This is a genomic window from Pelovirga sp. (assembly GCF_059864205.1).
The window spans coordinates 25,482-40,156 of record NZ_JCBCBS010000116.1 but is presented as its reverse complement, the minus strand read 5'-3'; the positions used below and the strand labels follow the sequence as shown (position 1 = coordinate 40,156).

Sequence of the window (14,675 nt, the reverse complement as noted above, 5' to 3'; positions counted from 1 at the left end):
TTCAAGCCACCTGACTGGCATAATCACAGATATCTGCAAAAAGGCAGGTCGAACACAATGGCGTTTTGCGGCAACACTCTTTGCAGTGGGTCACAATCAGGGCATGATAATGCTGATAAAGGGAAACCTCCTGATTCACTCCTGCCATGAACAGGGTACGGATGTCATCATAGCTTTCTCTACCTGTCAGCAGCCCCAAACGACCCAAAAAACGCCGCGTGTAGCTGTCGACGACAAAGGATGGGCGCCGGCCGGCATAGAGCAGAATCGAATCCGCCGTTTCCGGACCGATACCGGAGAGGGCCAGAAGCTCGTTACGGGTTTGTTCAAGATCGCGCTGCAGCAGATCTTCGAGGGATCCACCGTGCTGATCCAGGACATAACGACAGAAATGCTGCAGGCGCTGGGCTTTCTGGCGAAAAAAGCCGGACGGGCGGATCAGCTGTTCCAGTTGCACCAGGGGCATATCCGCCAGCAGACGCAGATCCAGAGCCTCGACCTGTTTGAGATTAGCCAGTGCCTTCTCAACATTGTTCCAGTTGGTATTCTGGGTCAGAAAAGCCCCGACAGCAACCTCAAAAGGGCTTTGTGCCGGCCACCAGTTATCAAGACAATACCCCTGACACAGGTGCCGATATATTTCCAGGATTGTCAGCATAAAAAATCCCTGTCTTTATCCAGCGAAAAGCAAAGACTTACTGCAAAAATGTCTTTGCCGCAATACAATCCTTCCCCTTCTCATCCTGCTTCCTCTATAATCCCGCACCATGCTCGCTGACTTCTCACCAGATTGCCTCGACCAGATGCGCTACGCCATTAGGCAAGCCCGCGGTCGTGAAGTATTTTTTCTCGGCCAGACCGACGCACAACTTCGCGTTGTCCAGGTTGAGGTGCTGGCCCGTGGCTCGAAAAAGGCGGTTCCTGCCATCCTCAACACCTGCTCCCACGGCGATGTTGTCATCCATAACCATCCATCGGGCAACCTTGAGCCATCCCCGGCCGATATCGATGTGGCTTCTACTTTGGGGGACCTCGGTGTCGGCTTTTTCATCGTCAACAACAAGGTTAACGATCTCTACCGGGTGGTGGAACCCTTTGCTGCCAGGAATGTCGAACATCTCGACTATGGACAGATTCAGGATCTGCTTGGACCCGACGGTGTCATTGCCGGCAAGCTGCCCGATTACGAAGAACGCCCGGAGCAATTGCGCATGGCCTTTGCTGTCGCCGATGCTTTTAACCAGCGCCGTCTGGCGATTATCGAGGCCGGCACCGGCACCGGCAAGAGTCTGGCCTATCTGGTGCCGGCCCTGTTGTTCGCTCGTGACAATCACGAACGGGTGGTGATTTCAACCCGCACCATCAACCTGCAGGAACAGCTGATCCGTAAGGATATTCCCTTTTTACAGCGCGCCACCGGCATCAACTTTCAGGCAGTACTGGTCAAGGGGCGCAGTAATTATTTCTGCCTGCGCCGTGGCGAAACCGCCGGTGCCGAACTGGGCCTGTTCGACCAGGAGCAGAGTGCCGAGCTGCAACAGATACTGAGCTGGGCGGCCGCCACTGAGGATGGTTCACGCGAGGATCTGTCTTTTATCCCTTCGTACCCGACCTGGGAGGAAGTATGCTGCGAACCGGATCAGTGTGCGCGGGTTCGCTGCAGCCATTACAATCGCTGCTTTTTCCATCGCGCCCGGCGTCAGGCGGCACGTGCCAACCTGCTGGTGGTCAACCACGCCCTGTTGTTGTCCGACCTGGCGCTGCGCGAACAGACCGACAACTATTCGGCCACCGCCGTTTTACCGCCTTTCGAGCGCGTCATCCTTGATGAAGCCCACCATCTCGAAGATGTCGCCACCAACTATTTTTCGGCCCAGACCACCCGCTTTACCTTTTCGCGAGTGCTCAACCGACTGCGCCATCCGCGGAAACCGGAGCAAGGGCTGCTGCCGCGCCTGCTCGATCAACTGGCGCGGGTACTGCCCGACAGTGCTGATACCCTCTACCGCAGCTTCCATGAGGCGATTGAGGACTTAACCAACCGCCGTCAGTGCCTTTATGAACTGTCCATTGATGAAATGCAGGCGATTGCTTCAGAATTACCGGCAGCCCTGGGCAAAAGTGTTGGTAACGGGGCCGAGCTGAAACATCGCATCCTCGGCGATTTTTTGACGACAGAGTTGTGGCAACGCCTGTGCCGGCGACTGGAGGGGTTACGCAATGAAACCGTCCGGCTTGAAGAAGGGCTGAGCTCCCTGCTACGACTGGCGACAACGCTGCCTGATAACATTGCTGAAAAAGTGAGTCCGACCCTGACGGATCTGCATGGCATGAGCGGCCGTTTAAGTGTCATTGCCGGTGAACTGGCATCCTTTCAGGCCGCTACCCCCGCCAACTGCCTGTGGATTGACATCCGTGAAGGGCGCATCGGGCGCGGCAAGGGGCTTCTGACCAGCCTCTGTCAGGCGCCCCTCGATGTCGGAGCCAGCCTGAAAAACGCCCTTTACGACCGCGTCCAGACCCTGGTCATGACCAGCGCAACCCTGACTGTCGCTGACTCCTTTGCCTATTTCTGCTCGCGCATCGGCCTGAATCACACCGAAGCGGGGCGGCAAAAACAACTGGCCCTGCACTCTCCCTTCGATTATCAGCACCAGGCGCTGGTGGTTGTGCCGACCGATATCCCGGAACCGGGCCGACCCGGTTTTGCCGAAGGGGTCCGTGATGCCGTTGAAAAAGCACTGCGTATCAGCCAGGGACGTAGTTTTGTCCTCTTTACCTCCTATGCCCTACTGCGCGATGTCCATGAGCAGCTCGCCCCCATCCTCACCGCCCAGCGCCTGCGCTGTTTGCGCCAGGGGGAAGAAAATCGCCATCAGCTGCTCAAACGTTTTGCCGAAGAGATCTCCAGCACCCTGTTTGGCACCGACTCCTTCTGGGAAGGGGTCGACGTCCCCGGTGCCGCGCTGGAACAGGTGATTATCACCCGACTCCCCTTCAAGGTCCCCACCGAACCGGTTCTCGAGGCCCGTTGTCAGGCCATCACCGCTGCCGGCGGCGATCCTTTTATGGAGTATACCGTGCCTCAGGCCGTTATCCGTTTTAAACAGGGGTTCGGCCGCCTGATTCGCCATCGCAGCGATCGCGGTGTCGTGCTGATCCTCGACAGTCGAGTGATCAGGCGTGGCTATGGGCGGATTTTTCTCAAATCTCTGCCTCCCGCACCAATAATACGTGGCTCATCCGAGCAGGTTTTTGCTACACTGCAGCAGTTTTTTCAATCCCCTGCATCAACAAAGGAAACATGATGAACTTTCTCTTCAGATCGATCCTGCTACTCGTACTGCTTGGCCTGTTGGGCGCCTGTGATAATCCGGCGGGTCTCACTCCGTTACGCCCCTACGACAAAATCCTCGCTTTTGGCGACAGTCTGACCGCCGGGACCGGTGCCGAAACCGACAGCAACTATACTGCCTATCTGAATCGCCTGATCGGCCGTAACATCATCAACGCAGGAATTCCCGGCGAGGTCAGCGCCGACGGTGCCAGTCGCTTGCCCGGTCTGCTCGACACCCACAAACCGCACCTGGTGCTGATTATGCACGGCGGCAATGACCTGCTGCAGAAACGCGACGAACAACAACTCAAAGAGAATCTGCGGCGCATGCACGAAGCAGCCCACCAACGCCGTATTCCGGTGGTTTTTATCGCCGTTCCCAAGCCCGGGCTGATCATTGAGGATGCACCCCTGTACCAGGAACTGGCCGACGAATTGAAGGTTCCACTGCTGGAAGGGGCCTTAACCGAACTGATGAAAAACAGTTCTCTTAAAAGTGATGCTGTCCATCTTAACGCGTCCGGCTACGAAGCCCTGGCCCGCAAGATTGCTGATTTTCTCAAGCTGAAGGGCGCTATCTGAAGTTAAATATGATGTTTTTGCAAAAAGCATCAGGTTGGATGGCTAAGCAAAAAGCGCCAAATGCAAGGCGCGCCATTGTTGAACAATGAGGCGTACTTACGTACGTCGAAGCAGTGAAACGATGGCGGCAACGCAGCAGTTGGTGAGTTTTTGCGACGCCATCTACAATGGAGGGGGAAACATGCAGCGTATCAAGGACTGGCCCGCCGACGAGCGTCCGCGGGAGAAACTACTGGCGCGTGGCGCCGATCATCTGACCGATGCCGAATTGCTGGCATTGATTATCCGCACCGGCGATTCTTCCAGTAAAAACAGCGTAGTTGACCTGGCACGCGGATTACTGCAGCGCTTTGGGTCCCTGCGCCAACTGGCTGCCGCCACCATCACTGAACTCTGCGAGCAACCCGGCATCGGCCCCGCCAAAGCGGCTGAAATCCAGGCAATGTTCCAGATCGCCCGGCGCTTTTCCGACCAGCGCCTGCAACCGGGGCACACCTACCGGAGCTCCACCGACGCCTTCTATCATTTCCACGAACGCCTGTGTGACTACCGCAAAGAGGTGTTTATCGCCCTGCTGCTCGACACCAAAAACCGTCTGATCCGTGAAGTTCAGATCTCCGAAGGAAGTCTCAACGCCAGCATTGTTCATCCGCGCGAGGTTTTTGCCCCGGCCCTTAAGGAATCGGCGGCGGCAGTGCTCTTTGTGCACAATCATCCGTCCGGCGATCCGACGCCAAGCCGCGAAGACATCGAGATCACCAGTCGCCTTAAACGGGCCGGCGAACTCCTCGGCATCCGCGTGCTGGATCACATTATTATCGGTAACGGTGCCTATATCAGCCTGGCGGATCGGGGAGAGTTGTAGCTGGGCAGTTCAATTGATACCGTAATCCTTGATTTTGTACATCAGCGCCCGCAGGCTGATTTCCAGCAGTTGCGCTGCCTGGGTACGGTTGCCGCTGGTTCGCTCCAACGCCTGACGGATGTACTTTTCCTCCAGTCGCCGGGAAGCAACTTTTAACGACAGGTTGCCTGCTGGCGGCTCATCCCTGGTTGTCAACGTTGGCCCCAAAGGCGGCAGTTCCAACTCATCAGTGGAATTAAAAATCAGGGCCTTTTCCAGATAGTTTTCCAGTTCACGAATGTTTCCCGGCCAGCTATACCGACGCAGTTGACCGATGGCGGCATCGGTCAGTAGCGGCACCGGGCGATGTTCGCGAGCACAAAAGCGCTGTAAAAAATGACGCCCCAGCAGCGCTATATCGTCCGGACGCTCACGCAGGGGCGGAATATGCAGATCGACCACCGCCAGCCGGTAATAGAGATCACTGCGGAACTGACCGGCCTGTACTGCTTCCCACAAATCACGTCCGGCTGCCGCGACCACCCGCGCTGAGACCTTTTCCGTGCGGGTTCCGCCGACTTTGCGAATCTCTCCTTCCTGCAACACCCGCAGCAGCTTTGGCTGTAATTCAAGCGGCAGATCAGCAATTTCATCGAGCAGCAGGGTACCATTGGCGGCGATGGCAAAGAGCCCCTGTTTTTCCCGATCGGCACCGGTAAAGGCACCCTTGACGTGGCCAAACAGCTCACTTTCGAGCAAACCACTGGTCAGGGCACTGCAGTTGACCGCCAGAAACTCGCCGCTACGACCACTTTCGCTATGCAGAGCGCGGGCAATCAGCTCCTTCCCGGTCCCGGTTTCCCCTTTAATCAGCACCGGCGAATCGGTGGTGGCGACCTTGTTCACCTGGTCAAGCAGTACCCTCATCTTCGGGCTGGCGTGGATAATGTCGGCAACAGAAAATCCCGTGTGATAACGGGACAAGGCTTGTTTGAGGCTGACGTTCTCATGCTGCAACTGCAGGCGTTCTTCTGCCTTGCGCAAGGTCAGGATGACCTCATCGGACTTGAAAGGTTTGGAGATATAGTCGTAAGCGCCGAATTTGATACATTCAAGAGCGGTGTCGATGCTGCCATAAGCGCTCATCATGATGATGGTGATGCCCAACGCCGTCACATCCGGGTGCTTGAGAAAAGTCAAGCCATCCATGTCAGGCATGCGGATATCAGAAAGGATAAGATCGAATTTTTCCTTACGCAACCGCGCCAGAGCATCGATGCCATTTTGCGCTTCGGTAATACGGTAATCATGCTCTTCCAGCACCAACCGCAACATATGGCGCATGGAGGCTTCGTCGTCAATCATCAGCAGATTTCGATATTTCCCCACCATGGCAACCCTCAATTGTCATCATTACTGTGCCTACGCAGCAGTTTTTGTTGGTACTGGTAATGATCAGGATGAAATCACTGCTGCTACGCATAGACAAGAAGGATAGCCATGTTTTAGCGGATGGGCAATCAAAAGAAACCTGATATCTCCGTTCAACAACAATCTCATGACCCCGAACAAAGCATCAGGCCACCAAGACGCCAAGATTTCAAAGAAAAACAGAGCAATTCAGTATCTTGTTTTGTAACTATTCAGCACTATCCTTGCGCAGGGCCTTTGGCTCCTGTGGCAAGGGTGTTTGTCGCCATGGACGGTGACAACAAGCGGTCATGGATGACCCAACGGGAAACAATCGCGCCCCTTGACATAGGATCCGAAGATCCGGCGCTGAACAGTTACCTTGTTTTTATCAAGATCTGCTTTTTCTCTTCCTGGAGTTCTTGGCGCCTTGGTGGCTCGTTTACACTTACCTGGCACGCCGAAACCAATACAATGCAACACATACAACAACAAAGGGACGAGCTTTACTGCCCGTCCCTTTGTTGTTCATCGTTATGGTGCGACTGCTGGTAAATTAAGGTGTCCAGATCTTCAGCAGAGCATCGGCCATTTCCGCTGGAGATTCGGCGACGCTGATGCCACACTCAGCCAGAAAAGCCTTTTTACTGGCGGCATCACCCTTACCCCCGGAGATAATCGCGCCGGCATGGCCCATGCGCTTGCCTGCAGGCGCCGTGGCACCGGCAATAAAGGCAGCGACCGGCTTGGCCATGTGATCGCGCACATAGGCCGCAGCCTCTTCTTCAGCATTACCGCCGATCTCACCGATCATGATAACCGCCTTGGTTTTGGGATCGGCTTCAAACATCTTCAATACATCCAGATGGCTGGTGCCGTTGACCGGGTCACCACCGATACCGACACAGGTTGACTGGCCGATGTTACGGCTAGTCAGCTGCCATACTGCTTCATAGGTCAGGGTACCGGAACGGGAAACAACACCAACCGGTCCGGGCTTGTGGATATAGCCGGGCATAATGCCGATCTTACATTCGCCGGGGGTAATCACGCCGGGGCAGTTGGGGCCGATCAGGCGGCAGTTGCGCCCGTCCATATATTTACGCACCTTGACCATATCCAGAACCGGGACACCCTCGGTGATACAGATCACCAGCTCAATGCCGGCATCAACGGCTTCCATAATGGCATCGGCACTGCCGATCGGTGGGACATAGATAACCGAAGCGGTGGCGCCGGTCTCTTTGACCGCATCTTCTACGGTATTAAAAATAGGAAAGCCGTCAACCTTGGTCCCGCCCTTGCCGGGGGTTACCCCCCCCACCATCCGGGTGCCGTAATCACGGGCGCCCTGGGCATGAAAAAGGCCTGTTGCACCGGTAATCCCCTGGGTAATCACCTTGGTATTTTTATCGATCAGAATACTCATCGCTTTTATTCTCCTTAGCCGTTGACAGCTTTGACAATTTTTGCGGCCGCGTCAGCCATCCCTTCGGCACTGACAATATTCAACCCCGACTCAGCCAGCAGCTGGCGTCCTTTTTCGACATTGGTGCCCTCAAGACGCACCACCAGAGGAATGCTGACTCCGACTTGCCTAGCCGCTTCAATAATGCCGGTAGCAATAACATCACACTTCATGATGCCACCAAAAATATTGACGAGAATCCCTTTAACCTTGTCATCAGAGAGAATAATCTTGAAGGCTTCGGTTACCCGTTCAATCGTCGCGCCGCCCCCGACATCGAGGAAGTTGGCCGGCTCACCTCCAGTATGTTTGATAATATCCATGGTTGCCATGGCCAATCCGGCACCGTTGACCATACAGCCGATATTGCCATCAAGGGCAATGTAGGAGAGGTCGTACTGGGAGGCCTCGATTTCCATCGGATCTTCTTCGTCATAATCGCGCAGATCACGAATCCGCAAGTGACGGAAGAGGGCGTTATCATCGAGGTTAATCTTGGCATCGATGCAGAGCAGATCCCCTTCTGCTGTGAGGATCATCGGATTGATTTCAAGTAGTGAACAGTCCGCTTCAATAAAGGCCTTGTACAGGTTCAGGAACAAAGACACTGCCTGCTTGACCTGGGGCATCGCAAGACCAAGTTTGAAGGCTACTTTGCGCGCCTGGAAAGCGGTCAGACCAACGACCGGATCGACAACCTCAAAGAAGATCTTTTCCGGGGTTTTGGCGGCCACCTCTTCGATATCCATTCCGCCTTCAGCCGACACCATCAGGGTGACGCGGTCGGTGACACGATCAACCAGGAAGGACACGTAGAATTCATCAGCGATATTGCTGGCATTCTCCACCAGAACCCGCTTGACGGTTTTTCCTTCCGGGCCGGTCTGGTGGGTGATCAGAGTCATTCCGAACATATTCTTGGCGTACTGCCGCACTTCGTCTGCGGTCTTAGCGATCTTTACCCCACCACCCTTGCCGCGTCCGCCGGCATGGATCTGGGCCTTAACCGCCCAAGGGCCGTCGCCCAGTCGCCGGGCCCAGTCGCGGGCCAGGTTACTGTTGTAAACCACGTGCCCGTCCGGTACCGGGACTCCGAAATTGCGCAGGATGGCCTTGGCTTGATACTCGTGAATGTTCATCGTGTCCTCACCTGGTTAGAAAAACTGACATGAAAAAAGCACTGAAACAAAGGATTAGCAAAACAACCAAGATCTACCTGAACTACCGGCATACTGTCAAGTGGTCTGACCATATTGTCGATGAAATTTTTAGTTTGGCTGAAAAAAATTGGATCGAAGAGGGAAAATCAAAAACGCCGGCACCTGAGCAACAGTCAGAATACCGGCGCAGGGGATCACTGCTTGTTGTGCGATCACACCTTGGCTTTGTTCCAGTCAGCCAGAAACTTTTCGATACCGACATCGGTCAGAGGGTGCTGGGCCAGCTGCTTCATCACCGCGAAGGGGATGGTGCAGATATCGGCACCGATCAGTCCGGCATTGAGAACGTGCAGTGGTGAGCGCACCGATGCGACGATGATTTCTGTGTCGTAACCGTAATTCTCATAGATGGTGCGGATCTGCTCGACACCTTCCATCCCCTCGTGACCGACATCATCCAAACGTCCGACAAACGGGGAAACGTAGGTTGCACCGGCCTTGGCAGCCAGCAGCGCCTGCAGCGGTGAAAAAATCAGGGTGACATTGATGTTGATCCCCAACCGGCTGAATGCTTTTGTAGCCTTGAGCCCTTCGGTGGTCATGGGCACCTTGATGACAATATTCTGGTGTATCCCGGCCAGCTCTTTGCCCTCTTTAATCATTCCTTCGGCATCAAGGGCAATCACCTCCGCAGAGATCGGGCCATCGACAATCCCGGTGATTTCGGTAATGACCTCTTTGAAATCACGACCACTCTTAGCAATGAGTGAGGGGTTGGTGGTCACTCCGTCAACCAGCCCCAGCTCGTGGGCGGCGCGGATTTCTGACACTTCGGCGGTATCAATAAAAAACTTCATGTATCACTCCTTCAATCAGGATTGGGGGGGATCGCTATCACTGTCTTTAAAACGCTCAAGACAGGCCTTGGAACAAAAGTAGTAATCGCTGCCCTTTATGTGAGCCTTGATCGCATCCTCCTGGGGCAGGCAGGTGCCACAGGCCGGATCCTCCACCATGAGGTCACCCTTAACCTGCCTGGCCGGGGGATCTTTAGGAGGAATGCTGGTCTTCGGGCGGATCAGGGAGAGAAAAAAAGAATAGAGGACAAAACCCAGGAGGATTAACAATAACAGTTTGATCATCGGTTTACCAGGCACCTTGCAATTGGATATCGCCTGCGCTTCTTGGCAGGGCTGTCAACAACTCCGCCATCGTGCAACCAGACAGGGGATGGATCAGGTCCGCCGCCAGATCAGCCAAAGGCTGCAGAACAAAGGAGCGCTCATGCAGGCGTGGATGAGGGAGCGTCAGCTGCGGTGTTGAACAGATCAGATCATCTGCCAGCAACAGATCAATATCGATGGTACGGGCTCCCCAGTGCACCTCACGCCGGCGACCACCGCGCTGTTCCAACTCGCGACAGTAGCCGAGCAACTCCAGCGCAGGAAGACTTGTTGCCAGTTCAAGAACGGCATTGAGGTAGTCAGGTTGCCCTACCGGACCGCCAACCGGCGCCGTTCGATACAGAGGGGAACTGGCGACCACGGTTATTTGCCGATGGACGTGAAGCGCCTGGCGCACCTCTAAAAATCGCGCCCGCGGCTCACCCAGATTACCACCCAAGCCAATGAATACTCGACACATGCCTCGCGCTGTCATAATCTGCGGCATTAAAACACAGGCGGAAAAATAAAATCAATGAGTGTCCGTTGGCAAAACAGCGGATAAACACTCATTGACCCGTAAATGGAGCCTACCCATGCAACTAAGCCTCACCCTCGGAGCAACAGACCTCGACCTGACCTATGGTTTTTATGACCAACTGCCGGACCTGAAGGTACAGCGACTGACGGACTCGCGCGGTGCCGTGACCGCCCTGATGGTCACGACGTTCAACCTGCGCCTGGTCTTCCAGTCCCTTCACAGCCTTGAGCAGCAACACCCGGCATTGCTTCAACATTTAAGCCGAACAAATCTGGGTGCCGGGGTTGTTCTTGAGTTTGAATGTACCGATCTCGATGCTGTTTATCGCACTGCGCGACGCAACGATTGGCCGGTCCTCTACGAACTGGTCGACCGCGAACATCGGCGGCGCGAGCTCTGGTTGCAGGACCCCAGCGGCTACCTTCTCGCCTTCAATGAAGAACCCGGAACAGCATAGCCGCAATAATCAGGCACCGGATCAGATGTATCCACCCTGCTGCCCAAGCATTTCGCGGGTCACCAGGACAATCCCCTTGGAGGTTATACGGAAACCGTTTTTGCGATCCTGGTCGGGGTCGTAACCGATCACCGTACCGGCCGGAATTTCACAGCTACGATCAATAATGGCGCGACGGATACGGCAGTTACGGTGGACAACGACCTCGGGCAGGATCACCGTCTCATCGATGGTAGAATAGGAATGCACCCGTACATTGGAGAACAGCAGGGTCTTATTCAAACGCGAACCGGAGATAATACAGCCGCCCGAAACCGTTGAATCAACCGCCATACCGCGACGATCATCGTCATTAAACACGAATTTTGCCGGGGGCAGATGCATCTGATAGGTCCAGACCGGCCAGTTGGGATCGTACAGATTCAGTTCAGGGTTCGGTGAGATCAGTTCCATATTCGCCTCCCAGAAAGCATCCAGGGAACCGACATCGCGCCAGTAGGCGCGCTGGTTGGTTTCGGGATTACGATACGGGTAGGCCATGACCCGATGCTTATCGATGATCGACGGGATAATATTTTTGCCGAAATCATGCTCTGACTGGGAATTTTTGCCGTCTTTTTTTAGCACTTCTTCAAGAAATTCCGTATTAAAAATATAGTTACCCATGGAGGCCAGCGTCATCCCCGGTTGTCCGGGGATTTCTGCGGGATGTTGCGGTTTCTCATCAAAACGCACAATCCGCATGTCATCATCCACCGTCATCACACCGAAACTGCCGGCAGCCTCTGCGACCGGCACTTCCATGCACGAGACCGTCATGTCAGCCCCACTCTCAACGTGGTTCAACAGCATGTCGCGATAATCCTGACGGTAGATATGATCGCCGGAAAGAATCAAAACATATTTCGGCTTTTCCGCCCGGATAATATCCAGGTTCTGATATACCGCATCCGCCGTCCCCTGATACCACTCCTCGGAAAAACGCTGAGACGCCGGGAGAATCTCAACAAACTCGTTGAGTTCTTTCTTGAAGTGACTCCAGCCACGAACCAGATGACGGATCAGCGAATGTGATTTGTACTGGGTCAAGACTCCGATCCTGCGGATCCCGGAATTAACGCAGTTGGAGAGGGGGAAATCGATGATCCGGTACTTGCCGCCGAAATAAACCGCCGGCTTGGCACGCCAGTCGGTCAGTTCGTGTAATCTGCTCCCCCGCCCGCCGGCCAGAACCAGGGCAAAGGTATCTTTGACGAGATGACTGACATAACGATAGACAATATGAGGTTCGGGCTGTGAACTCATAGACAACTCCCTTCCGGTGGCAAAGTGTTCATTGGATAAATAGGATTTCATTGTACACACTCTTGTGTGGTTTGTCCCTCATATCTCCTTGCGGGAGGAAAAAAAGAAAGCAGTTGCCCGGGAGACAGTCATCGGCTTTAATGATCCGCTACAGAGCATCGGGTTTTTAAATTTCCATGAGCGAGCGGCCATGACCCACCGAAACAACATCACCAGCAGTTTGTTACTGCGCCTGTTCATCCCCTTTGGATTGGGCTATGCGATTTCCTACCTGTTTCGCAGTGTCAACGCCGTTATCGCGCCGGATCTGATTGCCGACCTCGGCCTTACCCCCGCCGACCTGGGGTTGTTGACCTCCATCTATTTTCTCTGCTTTGCTGCTTTCCAACTGCCTTTGGGGTTTCTGCTGGATCGCTTCGGTTCGCGCCGGATCGAAGGGATTCTGCTCGCCTTCGCCGCAGGAGGAGCATTGATTTTCTCCCTGTCACAATCCCTGACCGGCCTGTTGATCGGGCGTGCCCTGATCGGCCTTGGCGTTTCTGCCTGCCTGATGGCCGCCTTTAAAGCATTTGCCACCTGGTTGCCGAAGGAGCGTCTGGCCTTTGCCAATGGCGTGCAGATGGTCTCCGGCGGCATCGGCGCCCTGCTGGCAACCACCCCGGTGGAAGCCTCCTTGAGGCTGACCGACTGGCGCGGCGTCTTTCTACTGTTGGCGCTGCTGACCCTGATAACCGCCTTCATTGTTTTTTTTGTGGTTCCGGAACAGCGCCATGATGGTGCCATAGAAACGTTTCCCGAACAGCTTCAGGGACTGAAAACGGTCCTGACCAATGCGTCTTTCTGGCGTATTGTTCCCTGGGCGGTAACCAGCCAGGCAACTTATCTGTCGTTACAGGGACTATGGGCCGGCCCCTGGTTACGAGATGTGGCAGGACTTGAGCGCGGCGCAACGGCTCAGGTGCTCTGGTGGATGGCTCTGGCCATGATCGTCGGCTATTTCAGCAGCGGCATCCTGGCAGAAAGATTGAGCCGCCGGGGAATCGGCATGGAACAGATCGCGGCAACAGGGATGGGGCTGTTCATGGCCAGCCAACTCCTGTTGATTCTCGCTCCAGGCGTTCCGACCCTGCTCTGGATCAGCTTCGGGCTTCTCGGTACCGCCGGTATCCTCCCCTACGCCATCCTGGCTCAGTATTTTCCCCGCCGGCTGGTGGGGCGGTGTAATTCCATCCTGAATCTGTTAGTGTTTGCCGGTGCCTTTGCTTCGCAGTGGCTGGTCGGGATCATCATCGGACTCTATCCGCAAACCGCCGGCGGTGGCTATGCAACCACAGGTTATCAGTCTGCTTTTGCTTTCATGCTGATCCTCCAGCTGATCACGGTAGCCTGGTTTTATCTGGGCCGAAACCGCGGCTGAATCTTGTTTGATACTTTCGCAAACGTAACTGCTCAGCACGAGATCGGGGCTGAGTAGTTACTCGCAAACAGTCATTGGTGAGTTTTTGCGCCGCTGCCATCTTATTTATTGGTCAGATATAAACCGCCACTGACGAACATCAGACCAACCAGCAGTGACCAGGTTAATGGCTCACCCAGCAACAGGATCGACAGGCATACAGCGGTCAACGGCACAATATTGATAAACTGCCCGGCGCGGGTCGAGCCAATCCGGACGATCCCCTGATAATACCAGACAAAACCAAGCACCGTTCCGAACAGTGCCAGATAACCTATATGTCCCCAGGCAACGACACTGATGCCGGACAGTCGCGTCGACATTCCTTCCAGCAAGGCAAAAGGGAAGAGCAGAAAGGTCCCGATCGCTGCTGAATAGGTAACCGCTACCAATGGTGAAAAGTGCCGCATCACCCGCCGTCCGACCAGAGAATATGTTGTCCAGCTGAGCACACAGCCGAAGATCATCAATTCCCCCCAGCCGACCCCACCGCTAAGGATCTGACCTAAGTCACCACGCACGACAACCGTGACCGCTCCAATGACGGAAAGTCCTATGCCAACGAATTTTTTCAGGGTCAGGATTTCACCATAAAAAAGTGCTGCACCCAGGGCAATCATTACCGGGTTGTTGGCGATAATCACCGCCGCACGGCTGGCCTCAATCCACATCAAGCCGCTAAAGAACAGGGCATTGTAGGCAAAGACTCCACTTAAACCCAATAACAGCAAGGGGACCAGATCGTCACCATTGATCCCGGGCAAACGACCGAAATATCTCCTGGTCAAGATCAGCAACAGCAGCGTTGCCAGGGCAAAACGCAGAAAAGCCGCAGTGAAAGGAGCAACTTCAGCCGCCAGCAATTTTCCGGAAATAAAGGTTCCACCCCAGAAGACAGCGGCAAGCGCCAGCTTCATGTAGATTTGCCACAAGGGCGCAGTGCCGGACATTT

General features: G+C 54.8%; 14 protein-coding genes. 5 read left to right on the top strand and 9 right to left on the bottom strand.

The genetic code is table 11. From position 1 onward, the window contains the following. Position 1: 1 nt before the first annotated feature. A complete protein-coding gene (locus AC6F7T_RS07690; RefSeq protein WP_500717552.1) occupies positions 2-658 on the bottom strand; it encodes an endonuclease III domain-containing protein in 657 nt (218 codons plus the stop codon). A 145-nt stretch (positions 659-803) separates the two neighbouring features. On the opposite strand from AC6F7T_RS07690, the gene AC6F7T_RS07685 reads away from it, so the two are divergent. The 3 genes from AC6F7T_RS07685 to radC all read left to right on the top strand — a co-directional run bounded on the left by AC6F7T_RS07685 (position 804) and on the right by radC (position 4,784). Further along, positions 804-3,308 carry a helicase C-terminal domain-containing protein gene (locus tag AC6F7T_RS07685; protein WP_500717550.1) on the top strand — a complete coding sequence of 835 codons (2,505 nt, stop codon included), beginning with the start codon at positions 804-806 and terminating at the stop codon, positions 3,306-3,308. Then, entirely contained in the window at positions 3,305-3,919 is a 615-nt protein-coding gene (locus tag AC6F7T_RS07680) for a GDSL-type esterase/lipase family protein (RefSeq protein ID WP_500717548.1), read from the top strand. The genes AC6F7T_RS07685 and AC6F7T_RS07680 overlap by 4 nt, the downstream gene beginning before the upstream one ends. A 181-nt stretch (positions 3,920-4,100) precedes the next feature. Further along, the gene (gene radC, locus AC6F7T_RS07675) at positions 4,101-4,784 is read left to right on the top strand and encodes a RadC family protein (RefSeq protein WP_500717587.1); all 684 of its coding nucleotides are present in this window, start codon (positions 4,101-4,103) and stop codon (positions 4,782-4,784) included. 9 nt (positions 4,785-4,793) lie between these two features. Here radC and AC6F7T_RS07670 read toward each other — a convergent pair whose 3' ends face one another. From AC6F7T_RS07670 to folK, 6 genes are all read right to left on the bottom strand, one after another. Further along, a complete protein-coding gene (locus tag AC6F7T_RS07670) occupies positions 4,794-6,155 on the bottom strand; it encodes a sigma 54-interacting transcriptional regulator (RefSeq protein ID WP_500717547.1) in 1,362 nt (453 codons plus the stop codon). Positions 6,156-6,729: 574 nt separating this feature from the next. Then, a complete protein-coding gene (sucD, locus tag AC6F7T_RS07665) occupies positions 6,730-7,602 on the bottom strand; it encodes a succinate--CoA ligase subunit alpha (RefSeq protein ID WP_500717545.1) in 873 nt (290 codons plus the stop codon). A 14-nt stretch (positions 7,603-7,616) separates the two neighbouring features. Further along, complete coding sequence (sucC, locus tag AC6F7T_RS07660) at positions 7,617-8,780, bottom strand: ADP-forming succinate--CoA ligase subunit beta (protein WP_500717543.1); 1,164 nt, start codon at positions 8,778-8,780, stop codon at positions 7,617-7,619. 233 nt (positions 8,781-9,013) lie between these two features. Beyond that, complete coding sequence (gene fsa / locus AC6F7T_RS07655; RefSeq protein WP_500717541.1) at positions 9,014-9,658, bottom strand: fructose-6-phosphate aldolase; 645 nt, start codon at positions 9,656-9,658, stop codon at positions 9,014-9,016. A 15-nt stretch (positions 9,659-9,673) separates the two neighbouring features. After that, entirely contained in the window at positions 9,674-9,943 is a 270-nt protein-coding gene (locus AC6F7T_RS07650; protein ID WP_500717540.1) for a YHS domain-containing protein, read from the bottom strand. A 4-nt stretch (positions 9,944-9,947) separates the two neighbouring features. Further along, positions 9,948-10,445, bottom strand: a complete 498-nt coding sequence (gene folK, locus AC6F7T_RS07645) for a 2-amino-4-hydroxy-6-hydroxymethyldihydropteridine diphosphokinase (RefSeq protein ID WP_500717538.1) — start codon at positions 10,443-10,445, stop codon at positions 9,948-9,950. 115 nt (positions 10,446-10,560) lie between these two features. Between folK and AC6F7T_RS07640 the strand changes: the two genes are divergently transcribed. Further along, entirely contained in the window at positions 10,561-10,962 is a 402-nt protein-coding gene (locus AC6F7T_RS07640) for a VOC family protein (RefSeq protein ID WP_500717537.1), read from the top strand. Positions 10,963-10,983: 21 nt separating this feature from the next. Here the strand turns inward: AC6F7T_RS07640 and glgC are convergent, their stop codons facing one another. Continuing rightward, on the bottom strand, positions 10,984-12,267 hold the full coding sequence (gene glgC / locus AC6F7T_RS07635; protein WP_500717535.1) for a glucose-1-phosphate adenylyltransferase: 1,284 nt from the start codon (positions 12,265-12,267) through the stop codon (positions 10,984-10,986). Between the two features lie 190 nt (positions 12,268-12,457). On the opposite strand from glgC, the gene AC6F7T_RS07630 reads away from it, so the two are divergent. Beyond that, positions 12,458-13,684 carry an MFS transporter gene (locus AC6F7T_RS07630; protein WP_500717533.1) on the top strand — a complete coding sequence of 409 codons (1,227 nt, stop codon included), beginning with the start codon at positions 12,458-12,460 and terminating at the stop codon, positions 13,682-13,684. Between the two features lie 101 nt (positions 13,685-13,785). Here AC6F7T_RS07630 and AC6F7T_RS07625 read toward each other — a convergent pair whose 3' ends face one another. Beyond that, positions 13,786-14,673: an EamA family transporter gene (locus AC6F7T_RS07625; protein WP_500717532.1), complete on the bottom strand. Its 888-nt coding sequence runs from the start codon at positions 14,671-14,673 to the stop codon at positions 13,786-13,788. Positions 14,674-14,675: the final 2 nt, after the last annotated feature.

What these genes read in the sequence shown, in the direction of transcription:
- radC (WP_500717587.1), top strand. Translation starts at nt 4,101, where the DNA reads ATGCAGCGTATCAAGGACTGGCCCGCCGACGAGCGTCCGCGGGAGAAA.
- folK (WP_500717538.1), bottom strand. Translation starts at nt 10,445, where the DNA reads ATGTGTCGAGTATTCATTGGCTTGGGTGGTAATCTGGGTGAGCCGCGG.
- fsa (WP_500717541.1), bottom strand. Translation starts at nt 9,658, where the DNA reads ATGAAGTTTTTTATTGATACCGCCGAAGTGTCAGAAATCCGCGCCGCC.
- sucC (WP_500717543.1), bottom strand. Translation starts at nt 8,780, where the DNA reads ATGAACATTCACGAGTATCAAGCCAAGGCCATCCTGCGCAATTTCGGA.
- AC6F7T_RS07690 (WP_500717552.1), bottom strand. Translation starts at nt 658, where the DNA reads ATGCTGACAATCCTGGAAATATATCGGCACCTGTGTCAGGGGTATTGT.
- sucD (WP_500717545.1), bottom strand. Translation starts at nt 7,602, where the DNA reads ATGAGTATTCTGATCGATAAAAATACCAAGGTGATTACCCAGGGGATT.
- AC6F7T_RS07630 (WP_500717533.1), top strand. Translation starts at nt 12,458, where the DNA reads ATGACCCACCGAAACAACATCACCAGCAGTTTGTTACTGCGCCTGTTC.
- AC6F7T_RS07670 (WP_500717547.1), bottom strand. Translation starts at nt 6,155, where the DNA reads ATGGTGGGGAAATATCGAAATCTGCTGATGATTGACGACGAAGCCTCC.
- AC6F7T_RS07640 (WP_500717537.1), top strand. Translation starts at nt 10,561, where the DNA reads ATGCAACTAAGCCTCACCCTCGGAGCAACAGACCTCGACCTGACCTAT.
- glgC (WP_500717535.1), bottom strand. Translation starts at nt 12,267, where the DNA reads ATGAGTTCACAGCCCGAACCTCATATTGTCTATCGTTATGTCAGTCAT.
- AC6F7T_RS07625 (WP_500717532.1), bottom strand. Translation starts at nt 14,673, where the DNA reads ATGTCCGGCACTGCGCCCTTGTGGCAAATCTACATGAAGCTGGCGCTT.
- AC6F7T_RS07685 (WP_500717550.1), top strand. Translation starts at nt 804, where the DNA reads ATGCGCTACGCCATTAGGCAAGCCCGCGGTCGTGAAGTATTTTTTCTC.
- AC6F7T_RS07680 (WP_500717548.1), top strand. Translation starts at nt 3,305, where the DNA reads ATGATGAACTTTCTCTTCAGATCGATCCTGCTACTCGTACTGCTTGGC.
- AC6F7T_RS07650 (WP_500717540.1), bottom strand. Translation starts at nt 9,943, where the DNA reads ATGATCAAACTGTTATTGTTAATCCTCCTGGGTTTTGTCCTCTATTCT.